The sequence below is a fragment of the Microcystis sp. M109S1 genome, assembly GCF_020247025.1.
Lineage (GTDB): Bacteria > Cyanobacteriota > Cyanobacteriia > Cyanobacteriales > Microcystaceae > Microcystis.
The window spans coordinates 1-3238 of sequence record NZ_JADBRW010000193.1 but is presented as its reverse complement, the minus strand read 5'-3'; the positions used below and the strand labels follow the sequence as shown (position 1 = coordinate 3238).

The following is a 3238-nucleotide window of genomic DNA, read 5'->3' as shown; positions in this document are numbered from 1 at the left end:
TCACAACTATAGGATTGAATCTTTTCAGAGGTTTGGGTTTTCTCTCAATAACAGAGGGACAGAGGTGGTTAGCTGAACGTTGGGAAAAACTGATAGTTTTATCGACGTAAGAAGCAGAAAAATTAGCTAAATTAACAGGATTTACTCTCAGACAATTTCAAGAGAGATAGGCTTTTAGTGGCTTGAGGACAAGCTTTATCAATTTATTCATAATAAATATTGGTAGAAAATTAAAGATTAATTATTGTGACTAACTCTTTTAGTTAGAGAAAGATAAACTTGAGAATCTTCAGTCAAATTTATTGACTCAAAATCCGCTGTACTTAATTTAAATGAATCAACCCTAGGTGGGAGGGGGATTTTTAGCTTCTCGATAGTTGATTTTCTGATGGCTGGAACAGTCGTTTTTCCCGCAAGATGATAAAAATCAAGTGTTCTTAAGTAAAAATACAAATAAGTTGTATCGACCCTTTCTTCTTGTGGAATAACCCCCATGACGTTGTTATCAAATAACATAGGTCGGGTTGATACTGCTCTGAAATTTTGGCGTATAGCTTCACCAATCTTTGCAAATACAATAGTACCCGTAGGAAATGGAGTGAATTTTAATGTGGACAAGTCCTCATTTTTTACCCAGTTAGGAGCATCAGAAATAAACTGTTCTCCACTTCGCGCTCTGTTAGATATATCTCCTACTTTCGCAAAGGGAAAATCCCCGCTTTCGCAGCCTTGCATTGATATCGGGAAACCAACACCGGACTTTATTTCGGCAATCTCTTCCAAAAGGACATCTCGAAAGGTTGTGGTTCTCATCCCAACATCTCCTTTAACGCGTGTAAAACCTGATCAATCGTATTTTCAAACATAAATCAAATATCCTTTCGGTTGACTAAAACTACCAATGCAATCATCGCTCATACCGTGACACCTTCCCGTCGTATGTTGTCAAGAAATGGGTTATCTCCGCTCTGGAACTTTGCCGCAGAGATAAAATGACGGGAAACAACCACATTATAATCAAGGCAAAGCCTAGCGATAAATTCACTCGTGCGATCGATTTCCTGATAGGGATCCACCACACCAGAAAGAATGACCAAAAGATCGATATCAGAATCTTCCCGTCCATCTTCCCGTGCTTGGGAACCGTAAAGGACGATTTTCTGTAATTGGTTTTGATAGAGCAGATGGAAATAATCTTTTATCTCCCGCAGAATAACCTCTAGCTGTAGATTTTTCATAACACCCCCTCCAGTGCGTAGGACTGAATCAGCACCTCTGCCGAAATATTGCAGATTTGATGCAGTTGCCGAATCATCTCCAGCGATAGGGGCTGTTGGCGGTTTAATACTTGATTTACCTGTTCCTGATCGCCGAGAATAGGTATCAGAACCTGAGCGTCTAATCCTCGGCTCTCTAGATAAAACCGAATCGCTTCGATAGGATCCGGTAGAGGGATGGGAAAATGTTCCTGTTCATAGGCATCAACCAGTGTGGCAAGCAAATCTAAGCGCGCTGCTTCTGGTGTCCCCGGAGGTACTTCCAGAAGCGACTCAATCTCCAGTAAAGCCGCCTCATACTCGGATTCGGTTTTGAGAGGATGTAGGTCTAACATAGTGAGTTTTAAATCCTGTTTGCGTCTATCTTGTCGTACTGTCGATGGGTGCCAATGAATCGAATGAACAGAATACCAATATCGTAACGAACATGGACAATTAAACGATAATCATTGCCTTTGATGTTAAAAACCACCCGGTTATCACTGACGATACTAGCGTTTCGATACGTTCGCTTAATATCGTTAGGATTCTGCCATTGAGCCTTTTTCGCTTCGGCCAGCCAAGCTTTGAGCGGTTGCTCCGCATCGGGATGAATCTCCCAAAACTCTTGGAGGGTGCGGCGGGAAATAATTCTCATCGGTATTCTGCCATCATCCTAACATCTCCTCTAATGCGTCCAAATCCTGACGAATATCAGCCTCTAAAGCCCTTAACTTCTGTAAAATCACCTTTGGAGGCTCATAGCTCACTTCCTCGTACTCTATCTCTTTATAGCGGTTAATTGATAGATCATAAGCATTGGCTTGAATCTCCTCGCGAGGCACAAAAAACGCCTTCGCTTTGCGGTTGGTGTCCTGAGCGGAGTCGCGATTATGCCAACAGCGCAGCAAATCCGGGATATCATTATCTGCGCTCGGTTGGCGTTTATCATCGAGAGAGAAACCATCCGCCACCATGTCATAAAACCAAACGAAGTCAGTCCCCTTTTCCCTTACCCCCAGCTTCGTAAAGATGAGAATCGCAGTAGATACCCCCGCGTAAGGCTTAAAAACCCCCGACGGCATCGATATCACCCCCTCTAGCTTATGTTCCTCTACCAAGATGGTGCGGATGTCCCTGTGGGCTTTCGACGAGCCAAATAGCACCCCATCCGGCACAATTACCGCGCCTTTTCCCCCCGTCTTCAGCAACCGCAAAAACAGGGCCATGAATAATAACTCGGTTTTAGTGGTGTCGATGATTTTCGATAAATCCTTGGCAATAGTAGATTTCTCCACCGAACCCTTAAACGGTGGATTAGCCAGAATCAAGGTAAAACTATCCTCTACCCCGGCGTGATCCTCCGATAGGGAATCCCGGGCCTCGATAATCGGCTGCTCGATACCGTGTAACATCAGGTTCATGCTGCCGATGCGTAACATCGTCGCATCGAAATCAAAACCGTGGAACATTTGGTTATTGAAATGCTCTAGGTTGCCGCGTTCATGAAGTAATCGTCCCCCCTCGCTGTCCTTTAACTCCCGCACATACTCGGCAGCCGCTACTAAAAAGCCTCCTGTCCCACAGGCCGGATCACAGATAACCTCCCTCGGTCCGGGTGCTAATAACTCCACCATCATCGAAAATTTGGGTCTGAAACCCCGTCGTAGAACGACGGCTTTACCGTTAAATATTAGCACATTTACCAAATATATGCTAGAATGTAAGACATGGAGAAAGCCTATTCTTACCGATGATTTTACCCCACACTCGAACAAGAGTCGCTATTGCGGCGCACTTTGGGCTGTGTAAGATTGGTTTACAACAAAGCTCTCCACGAACGAACACAAGCATGGTACGAAAGACAAGAAAGAGTAGGCTACGCTCAAACTTCTTCAATGCTAACCGATTGGAAAAAGCAAGAAGAATTAGACTTTCTCAATGAAGTAAGCTGTGTACCTTTGCAACAAGGGTTAAGACAT

Annotated in this window: 5 protein-coding genes and 1 pseudogene; 1 reads left to right on the top strand and 5 read right to left on the bottom strand. The window is 44.0% G+C overall.

Annotated features, from left to right (window positions below):
- Nucleotides 1–237: 237 nt before the first annotated feature.
- The 5 genes from IM322_RS09325 to IM322_RS09305 form a co-directional block, all read right to left on the bottom strand.
- A complete protein-coding gene (locus IM322_RS09325) occupies nucleotides 238–813 on the bottom strand; it encodes a restriction endonuclease subunit S (RefSeq protein ID WP_287676482.1) in 576 nt (191 codons plus the stop codon).
- A 101-nt stretch (nucleotides 814–914) separates the two neighbouring features.
- Entirely contained in the window at nucleotides 915–1238 is a 324-nt protein-coding gene (locus IM322_RS09320) for a nucleotidyltransferase domain-containing protein (protein ID WP_287676483.1), read from the bottom strand.
- The gene (locus IM322_RS09315; RefSeq protein ID WP_287676484.1) at nucleotides 1235–1612 is read right to left on the bottom strand and encodes a helix-turn-helix domain-containing protein; all 378 of its coding nucleotides are present in this window, start codon (nucleotides 1610–1612) and stop codon (nucleotides 1235–1237) included. The genes IM322_RS09320 and IM322_RS09315 overlap by 4 nt, the downstream gene beginning before the upstream one ends.
- A gap of 8 nt (nucleotides 1613–1620) precedes the next feature.
- Nucleotides 1621–1914 carry a type II toxin-antitoxin system HigB family toxin gene (locus tag IM322_RS09310; protein WP_287079707.1) on the bottom strand — a complete coding sequence of 98 codons (294 nt, stop codon included), beginning with the start codon at nucleotides 1912–1914 and terminating at the stop codon, nucleotides 1621–1623.
- Nucleotides 1915–1927: 13 nt separating this feature from the next.
- Nucleotides 1928–2956, bottom strand: a complete 1029-nt coding sequence (locus tag IM322_RS09305) for an HsdM family class I SAM-dependent methyltransferase (protein WP_287676486.1) — start codon at nucleotides 2954–2956, stop codon at nucleotides 1928–1930.
- 30 nt (nucleotides 2957–2986) lie between these two features.
- On the opposite strand from IM322_RS09305, the pseudogene IM322_RS09300 reads away from it, so the two are divergent.
- Nucleotides 2987–3238: pseudogene (locus tag IM322_RS09300) on the top strand (helix-turn-helix domain-containing protein); the annotation flags it as partial.